This window comes from Micrococcus sp. iso_26 (assembly GCF_056172975.1).
This window is the reverse complement of the sequence record NZ_CM149652.1, coordinates 174,819-201,536: the sequence shown is the minus strand read 5'-3', so window position 1 is coordinate 201,536 and position 26,718 is coordinate 174,819. Positions and strand designations below refer to the sequence as shown.

Annotated in this window: 23 protein-coding genes; 11 read left to right on the top strand and 12 right to left on the bottom strand. The window is 73.7% G+C overall.

Features of this window, described 5'->3' with window-relative positions; translation table 11 throughout:
* Positions 1-7: 7 nt before the first annotated feature.
* From AC0VX0_RS00945 to AC0VX0_RS00925, 5 genes are all read right to left on the bottom strand, one after another.
* A complete protein-coding gene (locus tag AC0VX0_RS00945; RefSeq protein ID WP_377636338.1) occupies positions 8-805 on the bottom strand; it encodes a hypothetical protein in 798 nt (265 codons plus the stop codon).
* Positions 806-943: 138 nt separating this feature from the next.
* On the bottom strand, positions 944-1,822 hold the full coding sequence (locus AC0VX0_RS00940; protein ID WP_020621428.1) for a siderophore-interacting protein: 879 nt from the start codon (positions 1,820-1,822) through the stop codon (positions 944-946).
* A 109-nt stretch (positions 1,823-1,931) separates the two neighbouring features.
* On the bottom strand, positions 1,932-3,299 hold the full coding sequence (locus AC0VX0_RS00935; RefSeq protein ID WP_020621427.1) for an LLM class flavin-dependent oxidoreductase: 1,368 nt from the start codon (positions 3,297-3,299) through the stop codon (positions 1,932-1,934).
* Positions 3,296-4,702: an MFS transporter gene (locus tag AC0VX0_RS00930; protein ID WP_070709836.1), complete on the bottom strand. Its 1,407-nt coding sequence runs from the start codon at positions 4,700-4,702 to the stop codon at positions 3,296-3,298. The genes AC0VX0_RS00935 and AC0VX0_RS00930 overlap by 4 nt, the downstream gene beginning before the upstream one ends.
* On the bottom strand, positions 4,699-6,087 hold the full coding sequence (locus tag AC0VX0_RS00925) for an acyl-CoA dehydrogenase family protein (protein WP_020624946.1): 1,389 nt from the start codon (positions 6,085-6,087) through the stop codon (positions 4,699-4,701). Before AC0VX0_RS00925 ends, AC0VX0_RS00930 begins: the two co-directional genes overlap by 4 nt.
* A 197-nt stretch (positions 6,088-6,284) precedes the next feature.
* Between AC0VX0_RS00925 and AC0VX0_RS00920 the strand changes: the two genes are divergently transcribed.
* The 7 genes from AC0VX0_RS00920 (at position 6,285) to hutG (ending at position 12,865) form a co-directional block, all read left to right on the top strand.
* Positions 6,285-7,169, top strand: a complete 885-nt coding sequence (locus AC0VX0_RS00920; RefSeq protein WP_063189894.1) for an EamA family transporter — start codon at positions 6,285-6,287, stop codon at positions 7,167-7,169.
* 9 nt (positions 7,170-7,178) lie between these two features.
* Positions 7,179-7,985: a DUF1648 domain-containing protein gene (locus AC0VX0_RS00915; RefSeq protein WP_475451756.1), complete on the top strand. Its 807-nt coding sequence runs from the start codon at positions 7,179-7,181 to the stop codon at positions 7,983-7,985.
* Between the two features lie 8 nt (positions 7,986-7,993).
* On the top strand, positions 7,994-8,530 hold the full coding sequence (locus AC0VX0_RS00910; RefSeq protein ID WP_144819653.1) for a metallophosphoesterase family protein: 537 nt from the start codon (positions 7,994-7,996) through the stop codon (positions 8,528-8,530).
* A 209-nt stretch (positions 8,531-8,739) separates the two neighbouring features.
* Positions 8,740-9,672 (top strand): hypothetical protein, encoded by a 933-nt coding sequence (locus AC0VX0_RS00905; protein WP_144819654.1) that lies wholly within the window; start codon positions 8,740-8,742, stop codon positions 9,670-9,672.
* A gap of 225 nt (positions 9,673-9,897) precedes the next feature.
* The gene (locus AC0VX0_RS00900) at positions 9,898-11,226 is read left to right on the top strand and encodes an O-acetylhomoserine aminocarboxypropyltransferase/cysteine synthase family protein (RefSeq protein ID WP_020625719.1); all 1,329 of its coding nucleotides are present in this window, start codon (positions 9,898-9,900) and stop codon (positions 11,224-11,226) included.
* A 3-nt stretch (positions 11,227-11,229) separates the two neighbouring features.
* The gene (locus AC0VX0_RS00895; RefSeq protein WP_020625718.1) at positions 11,230-11,745 is read left to right on the top strand and encodes a CoA-binding protein; all 516 of its coding nucleotides are present in this window, start codon (positions 11,230-11,232) and stop codon (positions 11,743-11,745) included.
* Between the two features lie 73 nt (positions 11,746-11,818).
* A complete protein-coding gene (gene hutG / locus AC0VX0_RS00890; protein WP_376173683.1) occupies positions 11,819-12,865 on the top strand; it encodes a formimidoylglutamase in 1,047 nt (348 codons plus the stop codon).
* Positions 12,866-12,905: 40 nt separating this feature from the next.
* On the opposite strand, the gene AC0VX0_RS00885 is transcribed toward hutG, so the two are convergent.
* On the bottom strand, positions 12,906-13,583 hold the full coding sequence (locus tag AC0VX0_RS00885; protein WP_041104439.1) for a GntR family transcriptional regulator: 678 nt from the start codon (positions 13,581-13,583) through the stop codon (positions 12,906-12,908).
* 103 nt (positions 13,584-13,686) lie between these two features.
* On the opposite strand from AC0VX0_RS00885, the gene AC0VX0_RS00880 reads away from it, so the two are divergent.
* Positions 13,687-14,349 carry a flavin reductase family protein gene (locus AC0VX0_RS00880; protein ID WP_144861869.1) on the top strand — a complete coding sequence of 221 codons (663 nt, stop codon included), beginning with the start codon at positions 13,687-13,689 and terminating at the stop codon, positions 14,347-14,349.
* The gene (locus AC0VX0_RS00875; RefSeq protein WP_041104434.1) at positions 14,346-15,656 is read left to right on the top strand and encodes an MFS transporter; all 1,311 of its coding nucleotides are present in this window, start codon (positions 14,346-14,348) and stop codon (positions 15,654-15,656) included. The genes AC0VX0_RS00880 and AC0VX0_RS00875 overlap by 4 nt, the downstream gene beginning before the upstream one ends.
* A gap of 125 nt (positions 15,657-15,781) precedes the next feature.
* Here AC0VX0_RS00875 and hutH read toward each other — a convergent pair whose 3' ends face one another.
* The 4 genes from hutH to hutU form a co-directional block, all read right to left on the bottom strand.
* Complete coding sequence (hutH, locus tag AC0VX0_RS00870) at positions 15,782-17,395, bottom strand: histidine ammonia-lyase (RefSeq protein WP_041104432.1); 1,614 nt, start codon at positions 17,393-17,395, stop codon at positions 15,782-15,784.
* Positions 17,396-17,424: 29 nt separating this feature from the next.
* On the bottom strand, positions 17,425-18,630 hold the full coding sequence (hutI, locus tag AC0VX0_RS00865) for an imidazolonepropionase (RefSeq protein ID WP_036384398.1): 1,206 nt from the start codon (positions 18,628-18,630) through the stop codon (positions 17,425-17,427).
* Positions 18,631-18,677: 47 nt separating this feature from the next.
* Entirely contained in the window at positions 18,678-20,054 is a 1,377-nt protein-coding gene (locus tag AC0VX0_RS00860) for a YjiH family protein (protein ID WP_119217593.1), read from the bottom strand.
* Between the two features lie 117 nt (positions 20,055-20,171).
* Positions 20,172-21,869 carry a urocanate hydratase gene (gene hutU / locus AC0VX0_RS00855; protein ID WP_041104428.1) on the bottom strand — a complete coding sequence of 566 codons (1,698 nt, stop codon included), beginning with the start codon at positions 21,867-21,869 and terminating at the stop codon, positions 20,172-20,174.
* A 150-nt stretch (positions 21,870-22,019) separates the two neighbouring features.
* On the opposite strand from hutU, the gene AC0VX0_RS00850 reads away from it, so the two are divergent.
* Entirely contained in the window at positions 22,020-22,733 is a 714-nt protein-coding gene (locus AC0VX0_RS00850; RefSeq protein WP_041104426.1) for an IclR family transcriptional regulator, read from the top strand.
* Between the two features lie 114 nt (positions 22,734-22,847).
* On the opposite strand, the gene AC0VX0_RS00845 is transcribed toward AC0VX0_RS00850, so the two are convergent.
* Together AC0VX0_RS00845 and AC0VX0_RS00840 are read right to left on the bottom strand one after the other, a co-directional pair.
* Positions 22,848-23,387 (bottom strand): hypothetical protein, encoded by a 540-nt coding sequence (locus tag AC0VX0_RS00845; RefSeq protein ID WP_036315779.1) that lies wholly within the window; start codon positions 23,385-23,387, stop codon positions 22,848-22,850.
* Between the two features lie 137 nt (positions 23,388-23,524).
* The gene (locus AC0VX0_RS00840) at positions 23,525-24,310 is read right to left on the bottom strand and encodes a carbon-nitrogen hydrolase family protein (protein WP_098093794.1); all 786 of its coding nucleotides are present in this window, start codon (positions 24,308-24,310) and stop codon (positions 23,525-23,527) included.
* 170 nt (positions 24,311-24,480) lie between these two features.
* Between AC0VX0_RS00840 and AC0VX0_RS00835 the strand changes: the two genes are divergently transcribed.
* Positions 24,481-26,700, top strand: a complete 2,220-nt coding sequence (locus AC0VX0_RS00835) for a catalase (protein ID WP_122054888.1) — start codon at positions 24,481-24,483, stop codon at positions 26,698-26,700.
* Positions 26,701-26,718: the final 18 nt, after the last annotated feature.

The following is a 26,718-nucleotide window of genomic DNA, read 5'->3' as shown; positions in this document are numbered from 1 at the left end:
CAGCGGGTCAACCGGCCAGCTCCTGCAGCTCGGCCAGGTCGAAGACGTCCTCCGAGGCGGGGGCCTCGGGCGCCTCGACCGCGTTCCACTCGGTGAAGGTGGCGTTCGCGTCCACGTCCTCGTCCTCCGAGTTCACGTCCTCGAGACGGTAGAGGGTCGTGCTCTCCGGGTCGATCAGCATCGTCCGGCCGAACTCGTGGTGCTCCTCGGGCAGCGCGTACTTGAGGTACGTCCTGCCCTCGAGCTCCACCTCCTCGGCCTTCAGGTCCTTGCCGTCGAAGGCGTCCGCGGCGGGCATGTCCTCCTCGAGGTCGGACATGATCTCCTGGAGTGAGATGTCCATCTGCGCGGCCTGATCGGCGCTCGTCTTGATCCAGCGGTCGCCCACGAGGGTGGAGAACATGCCCATCTCCTGGGGCAGGTCGTCACCGTCGGCCTTGAGCTTGAAGAACACGTCGGCGTCCCGGCGCAGGACCTCGATGTCCATGGTGGCCGCCCCCATGTCCATGTTCATGGTGCCCTTGAGGTGGGAGTCGTCGGTGGCGCCGGCGAGGTCCACGTTCAGGGACTGGCTGGCGTCCGTGCCCAGGGAGGCGGAGGGCGCCGCCGAGGCCGACGCGTCGTCCTTCTCCTCCTCCTTGTCGGCGGCGGTGCCCTCCACCCTCAGGCGCAGGCTCTCGGCGTCCACGACCTTCTGGCGGATCTCGGGCCAGCTCTCGTCCAGCGTCGGGTCGGAGGCGCAGCCGGTGAGCAGCAGACCGGAGGCGGCGAGCATGCCGACGGCGAGGCGTGCGGGCGTCTTCATGGGGACTCCTTCACAGAGGTGCGGACGTGCCGGCGGCCGGGCACCGCCGGACGATGACCCCTCGACCGTCTCACGTCACCCCTGGCCCGTCAGGCCCTGAGGGGCGGCGAAGCTGCTGCTGTGCCGAACCTGTGCGGGTCAGCCGCCGGTGGCGCCGTCCTCGAAGATCTGCCCCACCGGGGTCTGCTTCTCCGCCTGGAACACATCCTCGGCACGGCCGTAGGCCCAGTACGCGCTCACCGACAGCTGTCGCCGGTCCACGCCGCGCACGTCCGTGAGGTACGCCCGGACGCGCTTGACCTGCTCCCGCTCGCCGTGCACGAACGCGTGCACCCGTCCGTCCCGCCACGCCGCGCCCTCGACGGCGGCGGCGAACCTCGTCGTCTCCGGGGTGAAGGGGCCGCCGCGGTGCAGCCAGCGCACCTCGACGCCGGCCGGCGCGGTCAGGGGCACCTCGTCCCCGGCGTCGGTCACCTCGATCAGCGCGACGCCGGCCGCCGCGGCGTCCGTGGCGGCGAGGTCCTCGAGGGCGGCGGCGATCGCCGGCAGCGCGGCCTCGTCGCCGGCGAGCAGGTGCCAGTCGGCGGTGGGGTCGGGCCGGTAGGCGCCGCCGGGACCCAGGAACGCGACCTGCTGCCCCACCGGCTCGGACGCCGCCCACGCCCCGGCCAGGCCACCGTCGTGCCCGGGGGCGGCGCCGCCGTCGGACGCACCGTGGACCACGAAGTCGACATCCATGGTGCGGGCGGCCGCGTCCATGTGGCGCACCGTGTAGGTGCGGCGGACCGGCAGCTGCTCCGGGGCGAGGCGCTCGCGGAGGGCGTCCAGGTCGTACGGGGGCTCGAGGCCGAGCGCGGGGTCGGCGAAGAGCAGCTTCACGTACTGGTCCGTGGCGCCCTTCTCCGCCCAGCGGGCATGGACGGCGTCGAACTGCTCACCGCCGAGGGTCAGGCGCACGAGGTGCGGGGTGAGCCGGCGGGCGGCCACCACGGTGAGGACGGTCTGGGGCCGGGCCATGCGGGCCTCCTGGGGTCGGGGCGGGGTCTGCGCGGGTACGCGTCCCCCACTCTCCCACGACGAGACGGATTAGCGCACGTCAGCGTGACGTTTTCCCGTGGCGTCGGGGTCAGCGGAACCGGGCCCCCCGGTGGTCCTCCGGCAGCAGCGGTCCCCCGCCGGCCACGTTCTCGCGCAGGGTCCGCCCCGCCTCGGGCTCACGCAGCAGGCCGCGCCGCCGCAGCTCGGGGCTCACGAGCCGGGCGAACCGCTCGAGGTCCGTCGGGCGCACGGCCGCCGAGATGTTGAAGCCGTCCACGCCCGTCTCGCGGTGCCAGCGCTCGAGCTCATCGGCCACGGTGGCCGGGGACCCCACGATCACCGGCCCCCGCCCGCCCACGCTCACGAACTCCGCCACCTCGCGCACCGTCCAGCGACGGTCCGGCGACTGGGTGGTGAACGCGGCCAGCGCCGTCCGCGAGGCCTCGCTCTCCACGTGCTCCAGCTCGGCGTCCGGGTCCAGGCCGGACAGGTCCACCCCCGTCCAGCCGCCGAACAGCGCGAGCGCGGACTCCACGTCCACGTGTTCGTGGTACTCGGCCAGCCGCGCCTGCGCCTCCTCGTCCGTGTCCGCGACGACGACGGTCACCATCGCCAGCACGCGGATCGCGTCCTCGGGGCGGCCGGCCTCCCGCAGGCCCTCGCGGGTCTGCTCGACGAACCGCCGCACGTGCGCCGTCGTCGGGCCGATGTAGAAGACCGCCTCCGCGTGCTCGAGCGCGAACCGTCGCCCCCGCGAGGACGCGCCGGCCTGGAACAGGAACGGGGTGCCCTGCGGCCCGGGGTGCGCGAGCGCGACGCCGGGCAGGCGCACGTGCGGGCCCTCCACGCCGATCGGGTGCACCTTCGCCGGGTCCGCGAACACCCCGGACTCGCGGTCCGCCACGACGGCGTCCCGCTCCACGGACCCCTCGAACTGGCGGTACATGGCGTCGAGGTAGGCGTCGGCGCGGTCGTAGCGCTCGTCGTGGCCCGGCTGCCGGTCCAGGCCGAGGTTGCGTGCGGCCGAGTCCTGGTAGCCGGTCACCACGTTCCATGCGATGCGCCCCTCCGTGAAGTGGTCCAGCGAGGTCAGCGTGCGCGCCAGCAGGTAGGGCTGCTCGTAGGTGACGGACGCGGTGACGCCGAAGCCCACCCGCTCGGTGACGGCGGCCATCGCCGAGACCACCGTGAACGGGTCCAGCAGCGGCCACTGCACGCCGCCGCGCACCGTGGCGTCCACGCCGCTGCCGTGCACGTCGTACAGCCCGAGGATGTCCGCGAGGAACACGGCGGTGAACCCGCCCTCCTCCACGGTGCGGGCCAGGTCCGTCCAGAAGGACAGCCGGTCGAACTCGTGGGCGCGGGACTCGGGGTGCCGCCACAGCCCGGGCGACTGGTGCACGGGCGTCACCATGTCGAACGCGCTGAGGATGAACGGGGCGGGGGTCGCGGTCATCGGGTCTCCAGGGTCACGGGGGCACGGTCGGGGCGGGCGGTCACCGCGGCGGCACCGGGGGCGGCATCGACGGCCGGCCCGTCCGCCTGTGCGGCCAGGATGGCGGCGTCGTCGGCCACGAGGTCCGTCTCGGGGCGGGCCACGGGGTCACGGGCGAAGCGCGAGGCGATCAGCGAGAGCGTGGCCAGCAGCGTCAGGTACGCGGCGATCAGCCACGGCGTGTGGCCGCCGACCTCGTACAGCAGCGCCGCGATGAACGGGGCGAACCCGCCGCCCACCACCGTGCCGAGCTGATAGCCCAGGTTCACGCCCGAGTACCGCACGCGCACCGGGAACTGCTCGGCGAACCACGCGGCCTGCGGACCGTAGACGCTGTCGTGGGCCACGTTGATCACCAGCACCACGACGAGCGGCAGCACCGCCAGCGCGCCGGCATCCACGACGGCGAACAGCACCCAGCCCGCCACCGCCGTGAGCGCGTACCCGACCCGGGACACCCGGGCACGGCCCACCCGGTCCGAGACCGCGCCCCAGAAGGGGGTGCTCACCAGCCCGATGGCCGAGGCGACCATGATGGCGGAGACGAGGACGCCGTCGTCGGCGCCGCGGAGCACGAGGTAGCTGACCAGGTACGCGGTGACGAGGTAGTAGAGGCCGTTCTGGCCGAGACGCAGGCCGGCGGTCACGAGCACGGGGCGGGCGTGATGGCGCAGCAGCTCGACGACGGGCGCGCGGCTGACGGTCCCGGCGTCCCGGTGCACGCGGAACTCGGCCGAGTCCTCGACGCCGAGGCGGATGGCCAGGCCCACCACCACGAGCAGACCCGAGGCGAGGAACGGCAGGCGCCAGCCGAACGCGGCGAACTGCTCGTCGGTGGTGGCCAGCTTGACCAGGGAGAACGCGCCGGTGGCCAGGAGCATGCCGGCCGAGGAGCCGACCTGCGTGAACGAGCCGAACAGGCCGCGCCGGTCCGCGGGGGCGTGCTCCACGGACATCAGGGCGGCGCCGCCCCACTCCATGCCGGCGGAGAGGCCCTGCAGGCAGCGCAGCAGCACGAGCCCGGCCACCGCCCACCAGCCCGCCTGGGCGAACGTGGGCAGGACGCCGATGAGCATCGAGGCGCCGCCCATCAGCAGCAGCGAGATGACCAGCAGGGCCTTGCGGCCCACGCGGTCCCCGAAGTGGCCGGCCACGATCCCGCCCAGCGGGCGCAGCACGACGCCGACGGCGAGCGTGGCGAACGAGGCGAGGGTCGCCCCGAACGCGGTCTGGCCGGGGAAGAACTGCACGTTGAACACGAGCGCGGCGGCCAGGCCGTAGAGGTAGAAGTCGTACCACTCGATGGTGGTGCCGATGAACGAGCCGAGCACGGCCCGGCGACGGTGGGTGCGCAGGGTGCTCATCGGGCGGCCTCCCCGGAGGCGGGGGCGTCGGCGCCGAGGGGCGCGGAGGCGGCCGGGGCGTCGCCGATCGCGTTGAGGCCCTCGGGCACGGTGCCGTTGATCCAGAAGTCGCCGATCGCCCGGGCGCGGAACGCGATGGGATTGTGCGTGGCCACCGTCTGCGCGTTGCGCCAGTGCCGGTCCAGGCCCTTGGCGGTGCTCGTGGCGGAGGCCCCACCGGTGAGGAACAGCTCCTGGGCGGCGCCGAGGGCCAGCTCCGGGACGGTCACCTGGGCGTGCTCCACCGCCAGCTCGGCCCACGTGAAGGAGGCGGGCACCTCCTCGGGGGCGCCGGAGCCGGTGCGGCCGGCCTCGTGGTCCGCGAGCGCCGCATCCAGGGCGTCCGCCGCCGAGAGCACCGCGGCCTCGGCCGTGAACGCCTTGGCCGCGATCCGCCCGACGGCCTCCTGGATCAGCGGGTCCTCCCGGAACGGCAGGCCCAGGCCCGTGTTGAAGGTGCGCACGCGGACGGCCACGGCGTCGGCGGCGTCCCGACGGGCCGCCCGGGCGATCCCGGCGAGGACGGCGAGCAGGATGAGCTGGAACCACGCCGCCTCGTAGACCGCCTCGGCGCTGCCGGGTGCCCGGTCGAGCACGTCCTGCGGCGGCACGGCGACGCCGTCGAACACCGCGGTGCCGGTGCCGGTCAGGCGCTGGCCGAAGCCGTCCCAGTCGTCGTCCAGACGCACACCCGGGGCCTCCACCGGCACGACGGCGAAGCGCCGGCCCGGGGCCGGTCGCCCGTCCGCGTCGGTCTGGGCGGCGGAGACGCGCGTGTGCGAGGAGAAGATCGAGCCGGTCGCGTAGAACTTGGTGCCAGTCAGGGTCCACGGGCCGTCGCCCGCGGGTGCCGGGGTGAGGACCGTGTTGAGCGTGCCCAGCGCGTTGCCGCCCTTCTCGGTGGATGCGTTGCCGACCGTGGCGCCGGCCAGGATCCGGGCATGCCAGCGCTCGCGGACGGCCTCGGGCTGGAAGCGGAGGGAGTCGAGGAATCCCAGGTGCGAGCGGTAGAGGTGCGCGACGTTCGCGTCCGCCTCCGCCAGGTCGATCAGCAGGGCCACGGCGGTCCGCACGTCCACACCGGGCCCACCGGCCTCCGCGGGGACCCGCAGCGTGGCGAAGCCGGCCTCGTTGAGGGCACGGACCTCCTCGAACGGGAGGATCCGGCGGCGGTCGCGCTCGCGGGAGCCTTCGGCGATCCGCGCGAACACCGGGGCGAAGTGGCGGCGCAGGCCGGCCAGGTCGCGGGGCAGGTCTGCGGGGCGCTCGAGCGGCGGGACGGCGCCGAGCGGGACGGGCGTGGCGGCGGGCGGCGCGGACGCGTCCGTCGGGTCGGTGAGCGGCATGTCGATCTCCTCGGTCCGGAGGCGGGCGGCCCGCCGGGCGCGGTGCCGCGGGTCGTGGGGGTCGCTGGGTCGTATGGAGGCCCACGCTAGGAACGGTTCCGGGGCGGTGTGCCGGCGGCCGTCACATTCGGCGGGCCGGTCGCGGGGAGGGCTCCGGCCGGGGCCGGGGTGACGCGGCGCGGCCCTAGGCTGAGCCCGTGCGTCTCGTCCTGCTCGTCCTGCTCTCGCTGCTGAGTCAGCAGCTCGGCGCGTCCGTGGCGGGCCTGCTGTTCGACGACGTCGGCGCGTCCGCCATGGTCGCCCTGCGCGTGGTGTTCTCCGCGGCCGTGCTGCTGCTCGTCACCCGGCCGAGCCGCGCCGCCCTCGCCGGCCTGGGTCCCCGGGGGTGGGCCGCCGTCGTCGGGCTGGGTGCGGCCATGACCGGCATGAACCTGGCCATCTACGAGGCGTTCGCGCGGATCCCGCAGGGCGTGGCCGTGACGTTCGAGGTGCTCGGGCCGCTGGCGCTGTCCGTGGCGGCGCGGCCGTCATGGCGGTCGGCGGCGTGGGCGGCCCTCGCGCTCGTCGGGATCGGGGTGCTCGGCCGGGAGGGGTTCAGCGCGGACGGCGGGATCGGCGGCGCGGGGCTGGACCCGGTGGGGGTGGCGCTCGCGCTGGCCGCGGCGGCGTGCTGGGCGGCGTACATCCTGCTCTCCCGGCGTGCGGGGACTCATCTGCCGGGGGTGCAGGGGCTGGCCCTGGCGACGGCGGCCGGGTCCCTCGTGGCGCTGCCGGTCGGCGTCGCGACGGCGGGTACGGCCCTGCTCTCTCCCGTGGTGCTGGGCGTGGGACTGGCCGTGGCGCTGCTGTCCACGGCGGTGCCGTACGGGATCGACCTGCAGGTGCTGCGCCACATGCCGACCGCACTGTTCTCCCTGCTGACGTGCCTCTCGCCGATCGCGGCGGCGCTGACCGCGTGGGCCGTGCGCGGGCAGGAGCTCACCCCGCTGGACCTGGCGGGGATGCTGCTGGTGATCGCGGCGTGCGCGGCCGCCGTCTGGACGGGCCGGTCACCCGGTGTGGCGGGCGGGGGCCGAAGTTAGCCTGGGTCGATGACCCACCCGCCCCATCCCGTCCCCGCCGACGTCCCCGCCGCCGAGCGCGCCGCCCTGCGCCGTGGCCGGCTGCGTCCGTGGCTGCCGTTCCTGCTCGCGGCCGCGCTGTGCCTGGCGCTGCTGGGGTGGGCCCTCGTCGCCCTGCCGGGCCTGCCGGAGCGCGTGCCCACGCACTGGGGCGTCGACGGGCGACCGGATGCGTGGGAGGACGCCTCGTTCGGCACGGTGGCGACGGGGCCGCTGATCGGCCTCGGCATGACGGGGTTCCTGGCCCTGGTCTCCGCGATGGTCACTGCCCTGGTTCCCATGGATCCGGGGCTGTCCCCGTGGCGGCGCGTGCGCCAGCCGGGGGTGCACCGCGGGGTCCAGGCGTGCCTCGGGTGGTCGTGCGTGCTCATCGTGCTGGTGCTGGCCCCGACGACGGCCGAGGTGCTCGCCGCCGGGGCGTGGACGATGGCCTGGTGGCTCCTGCCCCTCACGCTGACCGTGCTCATGGTGGGCATCTTCCCGGCGATGCGGGCCGGCACCCGGTGGTGGACGCGCTGGGCGGACCGCGTCGCCGCGGACCTCGGGCACCGGCCCACGGCCGCGGAGCTCGCCGAGGACGAGGTGTGGACGCCCCTGGGGCTCAAGCGCGACCCCGAGGACCCGGCCGTCTTCCCCGCCAAACGCCCCGGCTACGGCGTGGGTGTGACGGTCAACCTCGCCACCCCGGCGGGCCGGTGGCTGGTGCGCGGATTCGTGGCGGTGTTCATCGTCGGCCTGCCGCTGGCGCTCTGGCTCGGCGCGTTCGCCGCGCGGTGAGGCGGACCGTGTCCGACGACGTCGCCGTCCGCCTGCTCCTGATCGCCGACACCCACATCCCGCGGCGTGCCCGCGCCCTGCCCGCGCAGGTGTGGGCCGGGGTGGCGCGGGCCGACGTCGTGCTCCACGCCGGCGACTGGGTGACCGAGGACGTGCTCGACGACCTCGACGCACGGGCCGCCCGGCTGGTGGGCGTGTGGGGCAACAACGACGGGCCGGGGCTGCGGGCGCGGCTGCCCGAGGTGGCGCGCGTGGAGATCGGCGGGGTGCGGATCGCGATGGTCCACGAGACGGGCCCGGCGGCCGGCCGCGAGCGCCGCATGGCCGCGGCGTTCCCGGACGCGGACGTGCTGGTGTTCGGGCACAGCCACATCCCGTGGGACACCGTGGCCGGCCCGGAGACCGCGAACCCGGGCCTGCGGCTGCTCAACCCCGGCTCCTGCACGGACCGGCGACGGCAGCCGGTGTGCACGCTGATGCGCGCGGTGGCGCGGGACGGACGGCTCGAGGACGTGGAGCTGGTGCCGGTCGACCGCACGCCGTGACCGACGGGCCGGCCGCTCCCCCCTGCAACGCTGGTTGAGTTATCACGGGTCCAGGCGGCTTGCACCCGTGATAACTCAACCCGCGTCGCGCCGGTGCCACCATGACCGGCGGGTCGGCCGCTCCTGCACAGCCACCACGACGACGGCGGCCCTCCCCAGGGCGCGTCGGTCCGGTCCGTCGCAGGGCCCGGGGGCGGCAGGCTCACCCCATGACCGCGCGCACGCCCCTGCCGTCCACCCTCGCCGCGGGCGCCTTCACGACGGCCGAGCTGCACGCCGCCGGCCTGCCGTGGCGCCGCACCCTCGCGGCAGACCTCGCCCGGATCTGCCGCGGCGTGCACACCGCGGGCATCCCCGACCCGTGCGCCCCGGACGGCGCGGCCGCGCTGGTCCGCCTCACGGGCGGGGTGGTCTCCCACGTCTCTGCCGCCCTCTGGCACGGACTGCCGCTGCCGCCCCGCCTCGCGCGGCCAGCCGGACTGCACCTGACCTTCGACCGGTCCGCGCGCACGCACCGGACCGACCTGGGCGGCGTCGTCAGCCACCGGGTGCGACTGCCCTCCGACCACGTGCTCGAGCTTCCCGACGGCCAGCGCGTCACGACGGCGGCGCGCACCTGGTTCGACCTCGCCGGGATGCTCCGCCCCCACGAGGTGGACTGGCTCATCGCGGCCGGCGACCACCTGGTGTGTCCGCCGTGGACGCCGACGGGCCGGGCGCACCCCGTGGCCACCGTGCCCGGGCTGTCGGAGGTGCTCGCCCGCTGCCGTGGCCGGCCGGGTGTCCGTCTCGCACGTGCCGCGCTGGCCGAGGTGCGCGTCGGGGCCGACTCCCCGCCCGAGACCTTCCTCCGGCTCGCGCTGATCCGGGCCGGGCTGCCGGAGCCGGAGCTGCAGGTCGCCGTCGACCCGGCCGACCCGGCCTCGCCCGTCGTGGACCTCGGGTACCGGGGGGCGCGCCTGGCCCTCCAGTACGACGGCGCCGGCCACCGCACGGCTCAGCAGCAGGCGAGGGACGCCCGTCGGGACGCGTACTGCCTCGAGCGGGAATGGACGACCCTGCGCTGCACCTGGGAGGACCAGCGCGCTGGGTTCGGGCGGATCGTGGGGCTGGTCCGGCGTCGGCTCGCCCGCACGCGCTGATCCGCCCCCGCCCGTCCCGACGCGGGTTGAGTTGTCACGGGTCCAGACCAACGCGGGTTGAGTTGTCACGGGTCCAGGCCCGCGTAACCGGTGATAACTCAACCCGCGTTGCACGCCACCGGCCGGCCCCGCGTGACGCTCTGCGACGCGCCCACCCTGCACTCGGCGCGCCTCGCCCGGGACAATGGGTCGGACTGTCCCGAAGCCTCCATCGAAAGGACCCCCGTGGCTGACCACGAGTTCGGCTTCCGCACCCAGGCGTTGCACGCGGGCGCCGTCCCGGACGCCGTCCACGGCTCCCGTGCGGTGCCGATCCACCAGACCAGCTCCTTCGTGTTCGAGTCCGCCGAGGACGCCGCCAACCTCTTCGCGTTGCAGAAGTACGGCAACATCTACTCGCGGATCGGCAACCCCACGGTCGCGGCGTTCGAGGAGCGCATCGCCACGCTCGAGGGCGGCATCGGCGCCGTCGCGACGGCGTCCGGCATGGCCGCCGAGTTCATCACCTTCGCGGCCCTCGCCGGGGCCGGGGACCACATCGTGGCCTCCTCGAAGCTGTACGGCGGCACGATCACCCAGCTCGACGTCTCCCTGCGCCGCTTCGGCGTGGAGACCACCTTCGTGGACTCCACCGAGGCCGCGGACTTCGAGGCCGCGATCCAGGACAACACCAAGGCCGTGTACACGGAGATCGTCGCCAACCCCTCCGGCGACGTCGTGGACCTGCCGGGTCTGGCCGACGTCGCCCACCGGCACGGCATCCCGCTCGTGGTGGACGCCACGCTCACCCCGCCCTACCTGATCCGGCCGATCGAGCACGGTGCGGACATCGTGATCCACTCGGCCACCAAGTTCCTGGGCGGGCACGGCACCACTCTGGGCGGCGTCGTGGTGGAGTCCGGCCGCTTCCCGTGGGACAACGGCAAGTTCCCGTCCATGACCGAGCCCGTGCCCTCGTACGGCGGCGTGTCCTGGTGGGGCAACTTCGGCGAGTACGGGTTCCTCACCAAGCTGCGTTCCGAGCAGCTGCGTGACTTCGGCCCGTCCTTGGCCCCGCAGTCGGCGTTCCAGCTGATGATCGGCGTCGAGACGCTGGCCCCGCGCATGGATGCCCACCTCGCCAACGCCCGCGCCGTCGCCACCTGGCTGGACGAGGACCCGCGCGTCTCCTGGGTGCGCTACGCCGGCCTGCCCGACCACCCGCACCACGCCCGCGCGCAGCAGCTGCTGCCCCGGGGTGTCGGCTCGGTGTTCAGCTTCGGTGTGGTCGGCGGCCGCGAGACCGGCGCCGCGTTCATCTCCGCCCTGCAGCTGGCCAGCCACCTGGCGAACATCGGCGACGCGAAGACGCTCGTGTTGCACCCGGCCTCCACCACGCACCAGCAGCTCACCGCCGAGCAGCTCGTGGCCGCGGGCATCCCGGCGGACCTGATCCGCATCTCGGTGGGCATCGAGGACCTCGAGGACATCCTCTGGGACCTGGACCAGGCCCTGACCGAGGCCACCGGCCGCACCCGTGACGGCGCCGTCGTCCCCGCAGAGCAGGAGGCCTGAGCCATGAGCACCACCCACCCCGAGCGCACCTGGACCGGCCCCGGCGCCCCCGAGCGCCTGGCGATCCTGCGGCGCACCCGGTCGATCGCGATCGTCGGCGCCTCGGACAAGCCGGCCCGCGCGTCGTACTTCGTGGCCACGTACCTGCTGAGCTCGACCACGTACCACGTCTACTTCGTGAATCCCGTGCTCGCCGCGGCCGGCAAGGAGATCCTCGGCCACCGCGTGTATGCCTCGCTGGACGACCTGCCCGTCATCCCGGACCTCGTGGAGGTGTTCCGCAAGTCCTCCGACGCCCCCGAGGTGGTGGCGGACGCCGCCCGCGTGGGCGCCCGGACCGTGTGGCTGCAGCTGGGCATCTGGAACGAGGACGCCGCGCGTCAGGCCGGGGCCGCGGGCCTGGAGATCGTGATGGACCGCTGTGTGAAGATCGAGCACGCCCGCTTCCATGGCGGGCTCAACCTCGCCGGCTTCGTCACCGGCGTGATCAGCTCGCGGCGCCAGGAACTGGACCGCTAGGCGGACGACGCCCCGTGTCGGGCGTCGTCCGGCCCGCGTTGCGCACCCGCCGTCGATGGCGTGGGATGGTCCCATGACCTCCGAGCTCCCCTCCTCGTCCCTCTCCTCCGCCTGGACCGGCCGCACCGACGGCGACGCCCCCGAGCACCTACGCTGGCACCAGGTCGTCCGCCCCGCCGACGGCCGCGGCGAGCCCACGACGCCGCAGCGCCACCCCGGTGCCGGTGCTCCGACGTCGGGCGCGCGGTCCACGGCGCTCATCGGCTTCGCCTCGGACGAGGGCGTGCGCCGGAACCACGGCCGCGTGGGCGCCGAGGACGGCCCGGAGGCGCTGCGCGGCGCGCTCGCCTCGCTCGCGTATCTCGAGGGCACGGGCGCGCTCGTGGACGCGGGCGACGTGTCCGTGGACCGCGGAGACGACGACGCCCCGGGCGAGCTCGAGGCGGGCCAGGCCGAGCTGGGCACGGTGGTCAGCGGGCTGCTGAACGCCCACGACCTGGCCGTGGTGCTCGGCGGCGGACACGAGACCGCCTACGCATCGATCACGGGCCTGACCGGCTCCACGCGCGTGGGCGCGGGCACCCGCGTGGGCATCCTCAACCTGGACGCGCACTTCGACCTGCGCGAGGCGCCGCGGCCCAGCTCCGGCACCCCGTTCCTGCAGGCGCTGCGGGACGCCGAGGGGGCGGAGCATCAGCTCTCCTACGCGGTGGTGGGCATCAGCGAGGCAAACAACACCCGGGCCCTGTTCGACACCGCGCGCGAACGCGGGGTCACGTGGGTGACCGACGAGCAGGCCCAGACCGCCGACGTCACCGGCGTCCGCCGCTGGGTGCGCTCGTTCATCAACGCGGTGGACGTGCTCTACCTGACGATCGACCTGGATGTGCTGCCGGCCGCCGTCGCCCCGGGGGTGAGCGCACCGGCCGGCTTCGGCGTGCCGTACGAGGTGATCCACGCGTGCGCGCTGGAGGCCACCCAGTCCGGGAAGCTGGCCCTGGCCGACGTCGTGGAGCTCAACCCCGCCCTGGACGTGGACGGCCGCACGGCGAAGGCCGCGGCCCGGCTGATCCACACGGTCGTCAGCCGTCACCGGACGGACGCGTCGCTGCTGGCCTGAGCGGGCCGGGGGTCCCTTCCGGCGCGGGGGGCCGCGGGCGTCAGCGTCCCTCCGCCCACGGGGCCGGGGGCTCGGCGCTGCCGTGGGCCGCGCGTCGGGCGGCGTAGTCCAGTGCCGAGCGTGCCAGGAAGTCGTGCAGGGCCAGCACCCCGGCCCGGGCTCCTGCCGAGTCCCTCCGGGTCACCGCCTCCAGCGCCGGGACGTAGAACGCCCGGCCGCGTTCGACCTCGTCGGGCAGGCCCTTCGTGGTGGCGAGCCAGAACCGGCGGCACAACCCCTGGAGCGGGACCAGGGAATCGGCGAGATAGCGGTTGTTCGCGATCGTGCGCAGGAGTTCGTGCGAGCGCCCGACGGCGGCGACGTACGCCGGCAGGTCCTCCACCGTGCGCAGGTGCCGCACGTGGGCCGCGACGGCGGCCAGCTGCTCCTCGTCCGCCCGTGCGCAGGCCAGTCCCACGGCCAGCGCCTCGAGCGACCGCCGCACCTCCAGCCTCTCCAGCTGGTCGTCCACGGAGATCGGGGGCACCTGCAGGCCACGTCCCCCACCGGCCAGGAGCCAGTGGTCTCGGATGAGGCGTTGCACGGCCTCGCGCAGGGGCGTGCGCCCCGTCTCGGCGGCGTCGATGAGGGCCGCCTCGCTGAGGATGGCGCCCGGTGGCAGCTCCCCGGTCTCGATCTTCTGCGTCAGGCGGGCGTAGGCCTCCTCCGACTTGTTCATGGGCCCAGCCTAGGCAGTCATCTTCCCCCCCTCCGCTTGATATATCCGGAATATGCGGCGTAGCGTGGCCCACATCCTGTTACCGGCATCACATGGAGGACCCGTGAAGTACCGCCCGCAGCACGAGGCCAACCCCCTGCCCTTCTCCCCCTTCAAGAGCTCCACCGTGCCGCGGCCCATCGGCTGGCTGTCCTCCGTGAGCACGGACGGCCGGGAGAACATCGCCCCCTACAGCCAGTGGCAGAACCTCACCTTCGACCCGCCCATGGTGATGTTCTCCGCGAACCAGTACCCGGACGGACGCCGCAAGGACACCGTCCTCAACGCGGAGCAGACCGGCTGGTTCGTGTGGAACATGGCCACCTACGACCTGCGCGAGGCCGTCAACGTCTCCGCCATGGCCCTGGAGCCGGGCGAGAGCGAGTGGGACCGCATCGCGGAGCACGGCGTCACCAAGGTCTACGCGGACGCCCACCCCATCCCGATGGTCGCCGAGTCCCCCGTGCGCTTCGAGTGCCGCTACCACTCGACGCACCGCATCAAGGGCGACTCGAACGTCGGCACCATCGACGTGGTCTTCGCCCACGTGGACACCATCCACATCGACGACGACGTCATCACCTCCGACGGCCGCCTCGACATCCCGCGCATCCAGCCGATCGCCCGCCTGGGCTACTTCGACTACACCGTGGTGCGGGAGACCTTCGAGATGCGGGTGCCCGGCGCCGACGGCGATGCCCAGGCCGGCCTCGAGGGGCGGTCATGAGCACCGCGGCCACCGGTGCGGCCCGGCCCGCTCCCGTGCCCGGGGCCCGCCCCCGGAGCCTGAAGGACATGCTGGCCGTGAACTTCGGCAACGCGCTGGAGTGGTACGACTGGAACGTCTACACGATCTTCGCCCCGGTCTTCGCGGCGCAGATCTTCCACGCGGACAACCCCACCTCCGAGCTGCTCGCCACCCTGGCCGTCTTCGCGGTGGGCTTCGTCGCCCGCCCCATCGGCGGCTACGTGTTCGGCGCCTACGCGGACCGGGTGGGCCGCAAGCGCAGCCTCTTCGCGGCGATGATGATCACCGCGCTCGGCAGCCTGATCATCGCCTTCACCCCCACCTACGGCACGGTGGGCGTCCTCGCCTCGGTGATCCTCGTCATCGCCCGTCTGCTGCAGGGCCTGGCGCACGGCGGCGAGATGGGCACCTCCGTGACCTACCTCGTGGAGCGGGCGCCGCAGGGCCGGCGCGGGCTGTTCGGGGCGACGTCGTGGGTGTCCGTGGTGGTGGGCACGATCCTGGCGACACTCGTGGGCCTGGCCGTCAACACGCTGCTCTCCCACGAGCAGGTGGCGTCCTGGGGCTGGCGCGTGGCGTTCGGCATCGGCGGCGTCCTCGGCCTCTACGCGCTGTACCTGCGCCGGAGCCTGACGGAGTCGGAGCACTTCACGGCGGCGCAGCAGGTGGTGCCCACCGCCGACGACGCTCCCCGCCGGGAGCCGGGTGCGGTGTGGCGCGGCCTGCTGACGATCTTCCTGGTCTCCGCGGGCGGCTCCCTGATGTTCTACACGTGGCTGATCTACCTGCCCACGCACGCGCAGGTGGCCCATCAGATGGACAAGTCCACCACCCTCTCGGCCTCGCTCGTGGCCCAGGTGATCTTCCTGGTCGCCATCCTCGGGGCGGGCCTGCTGGGCGACCGGGTCGGCCGCCGCCCGCTGGTCATCGCCTTCGGCCTGCTCTTCGTGGTGCTGCCGTTCCCGCTGTTCGGCATGCTGGACGGCACCTTCGCCTCGTTCCTGCTCGTGCAGACCATCGCCCTGCTGGCCGTGGCGCTGCTGTTCGGCGTCAACGGCGCCGTCTGGTCCGAGGCGCTGCCCACGGCGGTGCGCGCCAAGGGCGTGGCCACCATGCTCTCACTGGCCACCGCGATCTTCGGCGGCACGGCGCCGTACCTGATCACGTGGCTGACGGCGCAGGGGTGGACCAGCGCGTTCCCGATCTACCTCATGGTGGTCGGCGGCCTCACCGGCCTGACCGGCCTGTTCATGAAGGAGACGAAGGACGTGGACCTGGCGGCCTGAGCCGGGGCCAACCGACCCGACCCGCAGGCCGCCCCTCCACACACAGAGTGGTCACGACACGCCGTCTCGCGCAGACGCACGCGGCGTGTCGTGACCACTCTGCGGCGTCGGATGACGCTGTGGCGTCAGTGCCCCTCGGCCTCGGCGCCCTCGGACTCCTCGGCCAGGTCCTGCGGCTCGGCGTCGGCGGACACGCCCGCGAGCGCCTCCGCCACGGCGGCCAGCACGGACCCGTCGCGCAGGGCCTGCTCGGCGGCGGCCAGCTGCGGGGCCATGTACTGGTCCGGGCCGGGGCCGGGGACACCGGCCTCGCGGATCACGCGGACGGCGGCACCGGTCGCGGCGGAGGGCTGCAGCGGGGCGCGCAGCTCGATCGCGCGGGCGGCGGCCACGAGCTCGACGGCGAGCACCCGGCGGAAGTTCTCCACGGCCGAGCGCAGCTTGCGGGCGGCGTGCCAGCCCATGGAGACGTGGTCCTCCTGCATCGCGGAGGACGGGATGGAGTCCACGGACGCGGGCACGGCCAGGCGCTTCATGTCCGAGACGAGCCCGGCCTGCGTGTACTGGGCGATCATCATGCCGGAGTCCACGCCCGGGTCGTCCACGAGGAACGCGGGCAGCCCGTGCGAGCGGGCCGGGTCCAGCATGCGGTCGGTGCGGCGCTCGGACATGCTGGCGACGTCGGCCACCGGGATGGCCAGGAAGTCCAGCACGTACGCCACGGGCGCCCCGTGGAAGTTGCCGTTCGAGCTCACCCGGCCGTCGTCGAGCACCACCGGGTTGTCCACGGTCGCGGCGAGCTCGCGCTCGGCCACGGTGCGCACGTACGCGAGGGTGTCGCGGAGGCCGCCGGCCACCTGCGGGGCGCAGCGCAGCGAGTAGGCGTCCTGCACGCGGGAGTCGCCCTCCTTGTGGCTGGCCACGATCGGCGAGCCCGCCAGGATCTTCAGCATCCGGTCGGCGGAGGTCGCCTGGCCCGGGTGGGGGCGCAGCGGCAGGTGCAGCTCCGGCACGAACACGCGGTCGGTGCCGAGCAGCGCCTCCACGGACATCGCGGCGGTGAGGTCCACGGTGTCGGCGAGCTCCTCGAGGTCGGCCAGCGCCATGATCAGCATGCCGAGCATGCCCTCGGTGCCGTTGACGAGGGCCAGGCCCTCCTTCTCCCGCAGCTCGACCGGCTCGATCCCGGCCTCGGCGAGCGCCTCGCCGGCCGGACGCAGCGCGCCGTCCGTCCCGACGACGTCGCCCTCGCCCATCAGCGCCAGGGCCACGTGGGAGAGGGGGGCGAGGTCACCGGAGCAGCCCAGGGAGCCGAACTCGCGCACGGCGGGGGTGATGCCCGCGTTGAGCATGGCCACGAAGGTCTCGACCACCACGGGGCGCACGCCCGTGCGGCCGGAGGCCAGCGTGGTGGCCCGCAGGAACATCAGCGCGCGGACGACCTCGCGCTCCACCACGGGGCCCATGCCGGCGGCGTGGGAGCGGATCAGGGACTTCTGCAGCTGCGCGCGGGACTCGAGCGGGATGTGCTTGTCCGCGAGCGCGCCGAAGCCGGTGGACACGCCGTAGGTGGGCGTCTCGGCCTCGGCCAGCGCCTCGACGTGGCGGCGCACCGCGCCGACGGTCTCGAGCACGTCGTCGGCGAGCACCACGCGGGCGTCGTGGCGGGCCACGGCGACGACGTCGTCCAGGGTGGCCCCGGACGTGCCGAGCGTGACGGTGACGGGAGGGGTGGTCATGGTGATGCGTTCTCCTTGCTGTCGGTCGATCAGACGGCCCGGCGGCCCGCGCGCCAGACCGCGTGGGTCAGCGGCATGCCGGGGCGGTAGGCCAGGTGGATGGCGGCGGGGGCGTCGAGCACGTGCAGGTCGGCGCGCTTGCCGACCTCGAGGCTGCCGACGCGGTCCTGCGCGCGCAGGCCGAGGGCCCCGCCGAGGGTGGCGGCGCGCACGGCCTCGGCGAGGGTCAGGTGCATCTGCAGCACGGCGGTGCCCACGTTGAAGTTCATGGACGTGGTGTAGCTGGTGCCCGGGTTGCAGTTCGAGGCCAGGGAGACCTCGATGCCGGCGTCGAGCAGACGACGCGCGGGCGCCAGCGGGGCGCGGGTGGACAGGTCGCACGCGGGCAGGCAGCCGGCCACGGTGCCGGGCGTCCCGGTGGCGGAGGCGCGGTCCCAGTCGGCCCAGGTGCCGGCCAGGGCCTCGACGTCCGCGTCGGAGAGGTGGTTGACGTGGTCCACGGAGGCGGCGCCGAACTCCACGGCCACGCCCACCCCCGGGCCCTGCTCGATCTGGTTGCCGTGCAGGCGCACGCCCAGGCCCGCCGCCACACCCGCGGCGAGCACGCGGCGGGTCTGCTCGGCGTCGAAGGCGCCGGTGTCGCAGAACACGTCCACCCAGCCCACGTGCTCCCGCACGGCCGCGAGCATCGGCCCGACGACGTCGTCCAGGTAGTCCTCCGCATCCCGGCCCGGGGGCACGAGGTGGGCGCCGAGGAAGGTCACCTCGTCCACGAGGCCCTCCTCGCGCAGCCCGGCCAGCAGGCGCGCGTGGCGCGCCTCCTCCTCCACGGTGAGCCCGTAGCCGGTCTTGGTCTCGAGGTAGGTGGTGCCGCCGGCCACCGCGTCGGCCACCCGGCCGCGGACCAGCTCGGCCAGGCGAGCGTCCGAGGCGGCGCGGGTGGCGGAGGTGGTCACGCCGATGCCGCCGGCCGCGTAGGACTCGCCGGCCATGCGGGCCTCGAACTCGGCGGAGCGGTCCCCGTCGAACACGAGATGCGTGTGGGAGTCCACCCAGCCGGGCAGCACGGCGCGGCCCTCGACGGACACCCGGTCGTCCGCCTCCGGGGCGTCCGCGGCGGGGCCGATCCAGGCGATGCGCTCGTCCTCGACGACGACGGCCGCGTCCGTGAGCACCCGCCCTTCGGGGTCGACGGTGGTCAGCTCGGCGATGTCGGTGATGAGCGTGGAGCGCATGGGGGCCTCTCTGCGGGACGGACGGGGGTGGGCCGGTGGGGCGGGCCTCAGGTGAGCGCGGCCACCAGGTGGGCCAGCGGCGTGGCCAGCACGATGGTGAGCGCCACGCGCTCGACCCAGATCACCAGGAGGTGCCACATCTTCACGGGGATGTCCGTGGCCAGGATGGCAGGAACCACCGCGGAGAAGAAGATGATCGCGGAGACGCAGACGACGCCGATCACGAACCGGGCGACGAGGTCCTCGTGACCGGCCGCCATCGTGGCCGGGATGAACATCTCGGCGATCGAGGTGGCGGAGGCCGAGGCCAGCAGGCCGGGGTCGGAGTAGCCGAGCGCCCAGAACAGCGGGTAGAAGATCACGCCGATCCACTCGAACACGGGCGTGTACGTGGCCAGGACCAGGGCGATCAGGCCCACGGACATGATGGACGGCAGGATCTGGAGCACCATCACGAGTCCATCCCGGAAGTTGACCCAGATGTTCTTCGGCAGGGACGGGGCCTCGGCGAGGGTCTGCTCGGCGGCGCGACGGGCCACGCGGAAGCGGTCCCGGGTGACGGCCTGCTCGGGCGAGTGGGTGACGCCCGGGTAGCACTCGTCCGGGATGCGGCTCAGCGGCGGGATGCGCACCGTGATGGCGGTGACCGCGAACGTCACCGCGAGGGTGCCGAAGAAGTACCAGAGCCAGATGTCCATCAGGCCCAGCGTCTTGGCCACGATCACCATGAAGGTCGCGGACACCGTGGAGAAGCCGACGGCGATGATCGCCGCCTCGCGGGCCGTGTAGCGGCCGCCGGTGTACATGCGGTTCGTCAGCAGCAGGCCCAGGGCGTAGGAGCCCACGAAGGAGGCGACGGCGTCGACGGCGGCGCGGCCGGGCACGCGCCAGATCGGCCGCATGGCCGGGTGCAGGTAGACGCCCACGAACTCCATGAGGCCGTAGCCGATCACGAGGGCCAGGAAGACGCCGCCGATGGGGACGATCAGGCCCACGGGCACCACGAGCTTGTCCATCAGGAACGGGCCGATGCTCTCGTCCAGGATCCAGCTCGGGCCCACGCCGAACACGACCATCGCCGAGGCGACCAGGCCGAGCACGGCGAGGAAGGCGAAGACCGTCCGGGTGGTGCTGGTGCGCCAGCGGCCCGAGGCGAACGGGTACACGGCGCCGGCGGCGATGATGGCCATGCCCACCCAGCGGTCGGCCGGGCCGAGCAGCCCGCGCACCCAGGTCACCAGGTGGTCCAGCGGGATGGAGCTCGCCCCGTTGATCGTGACGGGCACGAAGAACATGACGATGCCGATCGCCGAGTAGACGATCATGCGCCAGCGCGCCGGCGGGCGGGGCGCGTCGGCCTCGATCGCGGCCATCGCGGTGGTGTCGGTGTGCAGCTCGTGGTCTGCGGGGCGGGACGAGTCCATCGTGGTGTCCTTTCGATCGCGAGCCGGACGGGCGTCCGCCCGTCCGGCTCGCGGCGGTGAAGCCGTCGGACGGCGACGGCGCGGCGGCACCGTCGCCGTCCGACGACGTGACCGGGGTCAGTCCCGGATCGTGGCCTCCATGGGCACACGGACGCCGCGCTCGGCGGCGACCTCGACGGCGCGGGAGTAGCCGGCGTCGACGTGGCGGATGACGCCCATGCCGGGGTCGTTGGTGAGCAGCGCCTCGAGCTTGGCCGCGGCCAGCTCGGTGCCGTCGGCAACGCCCACCTGGCCGGCGTGGATGGACCGGCCGATGCCGACGCCGCCGCCGTGGTGGATCGACACCCAGGTGGCGCCGGAGGAGGTGGCGGTCAGGGCGTTCAGCAGCGGCCAGTCGGCGATCGCGTCGGAGCCGTCCAGCATGGACTCGGTCTCGCGGTACGGGGAGGCCACGGAGCCGGAGTCGAGGTGGTCGCGGCCGATCACGATCGGCGCCTTGACCTTGCCCTCGGCCACGAGCTGGTTGAAGAGCAGGCCGGCCTTGTGGCGCTCGCCGTAGCCCAGCCAGCAGATGCGGGCCGGCAGGCCCTCGAACTCCACGAACTCGGCGGCGCCGTCGAGCCAGCGGTGCAGGTGCTCGTTCTCGGGGAACAGCTCCTTCAGGGCCTCGTCGGTCACGCGGATGTCCTCCGGGTCGCCGGAGAGCGCGGCCCAGCGGAACGGGCCGAGGCCCTCGCAGAACAGCGGGCGGATGTAGGCCGGGACGAAGCCCGGGAACTCGAACGCGCGGGAGTAGCCGGCCTTGCGGGCCTCGTCGCGGATGGAGTTGCCGTAGTCGAACACCTCGGCGCCGATGTCCTGGAAGCCGACCATGGCCTCGACCTGGCGGGCCATGGACTCCTGGGCCTTCTTGGTGAAGGTGTCCGGGTCGGCCTCGGCCTCGGCGTGCCAGTCCTTCTCGTCGATCTCGATCGGCAGGTAGGACAGCGGGTCGTGCGCGGAGGTCTGGTCGGTGACGATGTCGATCTCGACGGTGCCGGCCTTCTGGCGCTCGAGCAGCTCGGGGAACACCTCGGCGGCGTTGCCCACGAGGCCCACGGAGACGGCCTCGCCGTCGCGCTTGGCCTGCATGACGCGCTCGACGGCCTTGTCGATGTCCGTCTCCACCTCGTCCAGGTAGCGCTTGCCCATGCGACGGCGCAGGCGGTCCTCCGAGACGTCCACGATCAGGCAGACGCCGCCGTTGAGGGTGACGGCCAGGGGCTGGGCGCCGCCCATGCCGCCGCAGCCGCCGGTGAGGGTGAGGGTGCCCTGGAGGGAGCCGTCGTAGCGCTTGCGGCCGATCGCGGCGAAGGTCTCGTAGGTGCCCTGCAGGATGCCCTGGGTGGCGATGTAGATCCACGAGCCGGCGGTCATCTGGCCGTACATCATCAGGCCCTCGGCCTCGAGCTTGCGGAACTCCGGCCACGTGGCCCAGTCGCCCACGAGGTTGGAGTTGGCGATCAGCACGCGCGGGGCCCACTTGTTGGTGCGGAACACGCCCACCGGCTTGCCGGACTGCACCAGGAGGGTCTCGTCCTCCTCGAGGTCCTTGAGGGTGGCGACGATGGCGTCGTAGGCCTCCCAGGAGCGGGCCGCGCGGCCGGTGCCGCCGTAGACGACGAGGTCCTCGGGACGCTCGGCGACCTCGGGGTCCAGGTTGTTCATGAGCATCCGCAGCGGGGCCTCGGTCTGCCAGGACTTGGCGGAGAGCTCGGTGCCGCGCGGGGCGCGGATGGTGCGGGACGGGTCGTGCTGGGTGAAGCCCTCGGCCATGGCAGTTCCTCTCGACGGGGTGCGTGCGCCGCCGGGACGGGTAGCCCCGGTGATTTCACGGCTCGGCATGCACTTTCCGAACATTGAAACAGTGACTCGGCTCACGCGCAAGCCCGATCCGCGTGTCCCGCACCCGTTACGCTCCCTCTCATGACCACCACCCCCACCGCCTCGACGCGCACCGTGGACCGGGCCCTGGACCTGCTCGCCGCCGTCACCGAGCAGCCCCGGCTGAGCCTGACCGAGGCCGCCCGCGCCACGGAGCTGCCGGCGTCCACGGCGCTGCGCCTGCTGCGCAGCCTCGAGGGATCCGGCTTCGTGGCCCGCGACGACGACGGCGCCTACCGCCCCGGCGTGCGCCTCATCCAGCTCGGGGCGCGGGCCTTCTCCCGAGACTCGCTCGTGCAGCTGGCCCGCGGGCCGATGGACCACGTCGTGGCCGCCACGGGCGAATCCGTCTACCTCTCGGTGACGACCCCTCCGGACTCCGCCGTCTACCTGGCGATCGTGGAGGGCACGCACTCCGTCCGCCACACGAACTGGGTCGGACGCACCGTCCCCCTGGCGGGCACGGCCGTGGGCGACGCCCTGCGCGGCAGCGTGGCCGCGGGGGACTACACGCTGCGCACCCGTTCCGTGGAGAAGGACGTCACCTCGCTGTCCGCCCCCATCAGCGTGGCGGGCACGGTGGTCGGTGCGCTCAGCACGCTCGTGCCGGCCTACCGCTGCACGGACGAGCTGGCGGACCGGTGCGGGGCGGCCCTCGTCGCCGCCACCGGCGAGCTCGCGCACCTGCTCGGGGCGGCCGACACTCCCAGGGAACGCCCAGCCGACTCCCCTGGAAAGCCCAAGGCGAGTTCGTAGGCTGAAGCCACCTCATCGAAGGTGCGAGTGATGACGGAGAAGGCCCCGGGCCCGGCGAGAGCCGGAACCGGGGCCTTTCTCTGCGGCCGGCGCCCGAGGCGCCGGTTGCGGGGATCAGCGGCGGGAGGAGACGACGCCCGCCCAGAGGCCGCCGAGCAGGCCCGCCACCGGCAGCATCCAGAACAGGTGCAGGCCCGCCCCGTAGAGGACGGTGTTGGAGAACACCGCGAACAGGCCCACGGCACCGAGGAAGCCGCCGACCACGCCACCGACCACGTAGCGCACGACGGAGCGGGCAGCCCCGCCCATCAGCAGCACGACCAGGTAGCCGGCCGCGCCCGCCAGGGCGCCGCCCACCAGGCCGAACATGAACGACTGCACCAGCACGACCCAGCCGTGGCCGGTCTCGCCCAGCGCCACGGAGCCGTTCGGATCACCCAGGTCGCCGGTGAGCACGCGCACGACGTTGCCGATGATCACGACGAGCACCGAGACGAGGATGACGCGGTTGGTGAAGCCCCAGCCCTCCACCGGGCCCAGCGGCTCGAGCACCTCCTCCTCCACCACGGCGTGGCGCACGGGGCGGGCCGGGGCGGTGTGGGCGTTCGCGGCGTGGGGCTGGACGGCGTGGCTGCCGTCGGCGTTGATGGTCATCTCTGATCTCCCGTCCCGCCCCGGGCGGGGCGCGTTCCGAGCGCCGGGGCGCCCGTCTGGTTGCACGTCTGACGTGATTTTAGGCTTTTCCCAGCCCGAGGGGGTAATGGTGACCCGTCCGCCGGGCGGGGGGCGGCTCAGAGGACGTCGGTGCGGCGGTTGGCGAGCGAGGGGAGGAACTCCCGGACCTCGTCGATCCGCTCGCGGGTGACCTCCGCGGTCACCACGGCCTCCCGCTCGTCGGCGAGCTCGGCGACGGGCAGCGCCAGCGGGTCCACGATCATCGAGTGGCCCACGGTGCCGTCCGAGCACGTGTCGGCCGCGGCCACCCACACCGTGTTCTCCACCGCGCGGGCCTTGAGCAGGGTGCGCCAGTGGTCCACCTTGTGCTCGCCGGAGAACCACGCCGCGGGGATCACGAGCACGTCCGCGCCCTCCACCGCCAGACGCCGGGACAGCTCGGGGAAGCGCAGGTCGTAGCAGGTGAGCAGGCCCAGGCGGAGCCCGCCGAGCTCGATCGCCGCGACGCCGCCGTCGCCGGGGGTGATCCGGTCCGACTCGCGGTGCGCGAACGCGTCGTAGAGGTGGAGCTTGCGGTACGCGCCCAGCCGGGCGCCGTCCGCGCCCACCGCCAGCAGCGTGTTGTAGGGACGCCGGTCCGGTCCCGGCTCGTAGCCGCCCGCGACGACGGCGATCCCGTGCTCACGCGCCAGCGCCGCCAGGCCCGCGGCGAACGGCTCCCAGGCCGCGGCGACGGCGTCGGGGAACTCCTCCCCCACCTCGCGGGCCCCGAGCATGGCCTCCTCGGGCAGCACCAGGAGGTCCGCCCCCTCGCCCGCGGCGCGGGCGGCGAGGCGGGCCATCACGGCCAGGTTCGCCTCGACGTCGCCCACGGGTCCGAACTGTCCGACGCTGATCCTCATGCCCCCAGGGTAGCCAGGCCCCTGCCGGTGGCCGTCATCCCTGGTCAGCGCCGCGGCCAGCCGCCACGCTGGGGACCGGGCACGACGTCGGCCCGCATCGGCCGCCGTCGTCGTCCGCCCCCGATCCGCGCGGCACCGCGCGGCACGTCGACACCACAGGAGCAGACGCGATGACCACCCAGCAGCCCGACATCCCCGGCACGCCGGGGCCGATCACCCCCGACCTCGAGGAGCACACCGCCCTCACCCACCCGGACCAGCCCGTGGCCGTCCCGGCCCCGGACCAGCGCGGTCCGGCACAGGTCTCCCCCACCGGCCAGGACACCGGCGCCGACCCCGCGACCGCCGCGCAGGGCTGCCCGTACCTGACCACCGCGCACGGTGTGCGCCTGCAGGACTCGGACCACTCGCTCAAGGCCGGCCGCCGCGGCCCCACCCTGCTGCAGGACCACCACCTGCGGGAGAAGCTCAGCCACTTCGACCACGAGCGCATCCCCGAGCGCGTGGTCCACGCCCGCGGCGCCGGCGCCCACGGCGTGTTCCGCGGCTACGGCACCGCCGCGAAGATCAGCCGGGCCGGACTCTTCGCCAAGGACAAGGAGACGGAGGTGTTCGTCCGCTTCTCCACCGTGGCCGGCTCCCGCGGCTCCATGGACCTGGCCCGCGACACCCGCGGCTTCGCCACCAAGTTCTACACGGACGAGGGCACGTGGGACCTGGTGGGCAACAACATCCCCGTGTTCTTCGTGCAGGACGCCATCAAGTTCCCGGACGTGGTGCACTCGGTGAAGCCGCACCCGGACCGCGAGATCCCGCAGGCGCAGTCCGCGCACGACACGTTCTGGGACTTCGTGTCCCTGCACACCGAGGCCCAGCACCACACCCTGTGGAACATGTCCGACCGCGGCATCCCGCGCTCCTACCGCATGATGGAGGGCTTCGGCGTCCACACCTACCGCCTGATCGCGGCGGACGGCTCCACCGTGCTGGTCAAGTTCCACTGGAAGCCGATGCTCGGCGTGCACTCCGTGACCTGGGAGGAGGCGCTGCTCACCAACGGCATGGACCCGGACTTCCACCGGCGTGACCTCGCCGACGCGATCGAGGCCGGCGCCTTCCCCGAGTGGGAGCTCGGCGTGCAGGTGTTCGAGGACAACGAGGAGCAGATGTTCGAGGGCATCGACCTGCTCGACCCCACGAAGCTGGTCCCGGAGGAGCTCGCCCCCGTGCAGCCCCTCGGCCGCATGACGCTGAACGCCAACCCGTCCAACTACTTCGCGGAGACGGAGCAGGTGGCCTTCAACCCGGCCAACCTCGTGCCCGGCATCGACGTCACCAACGACCCGCTCCTGCAGGGCCGCCTCTTCTCCTACCTGGACACGCAGCTCACCCGCCTCGGCGGGCCGAACTGGAACCAGCTGCCGATCAACCGCCCGCACGCCCCGGTCAACGACATGCTGCGTGACGGCTTCCACCAGAGCGCCGTGCATCGCGGCGTGGCGCCGTACCGGCCCAACTCGCTCGACGGCGGCCTGCCGTACGAGACCCCCGCGGACGACCACGCGTTCATCGAGCACCCGGAGCCGCTGCCGGCGTCGGTGAAGGAGCGCGCGCACGCCGCCTCCTTCGACGACCACTTCTCGCAGGCGCGCCTGTTCTTCCTCTCCCTCTCCGAGGTGGAGCGCGAGCACGTGGCGCAGGCGTACACGTTCGAGCTGGGCAAGTGCTACGAGCAGACCATCCGCGAGCGCCAGCTGGCCCACCTCGCCGCGATCGACACGCGACTGGCCCAGCAGGTCGCGGACGGCCTGGGCATCCCCGTCCCCGCGCCGACCGAGACCCCGGCCGACGTGCAGCCCTCCCCCGTGCTGTCCCAGATCGGCGGGGCGTGGCCGCTCGACGGCCGTCAGGTCGGCGTCGTGGTGGGCGAGTCCGTGGACGAGAAGGAGCTGGACGCCCTCGTGCAGGGCATCCACGGTGCGGGCATGGTCCCGCTGGTCATCGCACCGAAGGGCGGCCCCGTGGCCGGGGAGATCGTGGCCCAGCGGACCTACCTGACCGCCGCGTCCATCGAGCTGGATGCCGTGGTCGTGGCCTCGCCGGCGGCCCCCGCCGCAGACGCCGCCCCCAGCCTGGACCAGAAGGCCGGCGCCGCCGACTCCGAGGCGGTGGACCCGCGCGTCGTCAAGGTGCTGCAGGAGATGTGGCGCCACTCGAAGGCGATCCTCGCCCTCGAGCCGGCGGAGGCCGTCCTCGCTGCCGCCCAGGTGTCCGGCAAGGGCGTCGAGTCCGCGGCGGACGGCGCCTCCGCCGTCAGCCGGCTGACGGATCTGCTGCCCGCGCACCGCGTGTGGGAGCGCTTCCCGACCACGGGCCGCCTGGCCGACTGACCCGGCGAACCCCCGGGC